The sequence below is a fragment of the Halomonas sp. LMYGS-3 genome, assembly GCF_059509875.1.
The window spans coordinates 1-1,425 of the sequence record NZ_JCAKFQ010000066.1 but is presented as its reverse complement, the minus strand read 5'-3'; the positions used below and the strand labels follow the sequence as shown (position 1 = coordinate 1,425).

2 protein-coding genes are annotated in these 1,425 nt (G+C 45.3%); both read left to right on the top strand.

What is annotated here, in order from left to right; all coding sequences use genetic code 11:
- Positions 1 to 135 precede the first annotated feature (135 nt).
- The gene (locus AC5W54_RS22450; RefSeq protein ID WP_495964317.1) at positions 136 to 588 is read left to right on the top strand and encodes a hypothetical protein; all 453 of its coding nucleotides are present in this window, start codon (positions 136 to 138) and stop codon (positions 586 to 588) included.
- 2 nt (positions 589 to 590) lie between these two features.
- Positions 591 to 1,061, top strand: a complete 471-nt coding sequence (locus tag AC5W54_RS22445) for a hypothetical protein (RefSeq protein WP_495964316.1) — start codon at positions 591 to 593, stop codon at positions 1,059 to 1,061.
- The last annotated feature ends 364 nt before the right edge of the window (positions 1,062 to 1,425 follow it).

Below are 1,425 nucleotides of genomic sequence, written 5' to 3'. Positions count from 1 at the left end.
CTCAGCCTGGGCGAACGAGATCTGCTTCATCGGATGGCTCTGTCAGACGGTGGCGGGATGGTCAGATTCTACCCCGCCGGAGCCGAACAGGCAGCTGCGTCGGGATTTGTGCAGCGTTTCCCTAGGGGTTTGTGAATGTTTTCAAAATCAGTTTTTCCGTTTCTTGGGGTGGTAATTGGCGGAGTAATAGGAGGTATTTGGGGAGCTATTGCTGGCTTTTTTATTGCAGCAGTCCTTCATGGAATCATTCGTGGCTTGTTTATGCGTGCTGCCATAAACGAAAATAAATCGGATTTAGACACTCTTGTAAGTAAAGCAGAAAATGACCCAGAAATTGCTGTCAAAATTCATCAATTAGCTGCTTTAAAAAGAATGGAGAATGTCCATAACCTATATGAATCAGGTCAATCTATGTCATCTTTACCGGCCGATGAACAGCAAGCTTACGTTAACATGCTCGATTTCATGCAGAAAAACTCAGCAGAAAGTAAGGAAGTAGATCAGTTTAACGAGTTCTTAAATATGGTGAAAACAATCCATTTTAAAGGAAACTCTATTCTAGGGTCTTACTTGAGGCAAGTAAGTTAAGAATGTGTGAAATAGCGAAAATAATAAATGCGCTTGCCCCTTTACTTGCTGCAATAGCGGCAGTGGCCGCAGCATTTGCAGCATTTAAAGCTAATGAAATATCTGGCGCACTTAAGAGGTTGCAGAAAAATAGCATACTGAATCAGAGAGAAATTCAATTACTAAACCGAGCGCTAGAGCTACTGAAAATATACGAAGTTTGGTGCACTGATAATGGCGCTGGGAATAATGTGAATTTTCATGACAGCAAGGAATCAAACTACGACTCGAGAGATGACGCATGGAGCCAAATCCCAAGAGACATTAAGTATGTCCTTATCCAGCTTTCGTCGCATAGTGAACGGTTGGAGCAATTGCTTTCTGAGTGGGAGCTAGGCTTTATTGAAAAGACAGCGGACACATACACAATCAAAGACGAACATGTAAAAGAGAAGATAAAGTCATTACGAGAAATTGTCGCTGGTGGTTTGTGAAGCTAACAAGGTGCTGCTGTCGGACAAATTTTCCGCTGCGCTCCAAATTTGCCGCAGAGCGCGGCGTTATATCAGCTTCGTCTAAATGACCGCTCTTGGCCGGTTTCTGCCTGTTAGAAATTGCTTTATTAGCTTGTATGCAGCCGATCAAGCATTGCCGTGGTACGTGATCCGTACGCCCGCTAATGTAAGAGGAGGAGCGCGGTGAGTTGCCGTGCTATCTCAGCCACCGTGGCAACGTGTTCTGGTCAAGCCAGAGCGGACACATTTTCAAGCCGCAGCTGCCAATTCAATCTCCCTCGGCGTCTGGTAGCCCAGGGTCGAGTGGAGCCGGCAGCTGTTGTACTCCATCTCGATGTATTCG

Excerpts from the sequence above, each read along its gene's own strand:
- AC5W54_RS22450 (WP_495964317.1), top strand. The coding sequence starts at position 136 with ATGTTTTCAAAATCAGTTTTTCCGTTTCTTGGGGTGGTAATTGGCGGA.
- AC5W54_RS22445 (WP_495964316.1), top strand. The coding sequence starts at position 591 with ATGTGTGAAATAGCGAAAATAATAAATGCGCTTGCCCCTTTACTTGCT.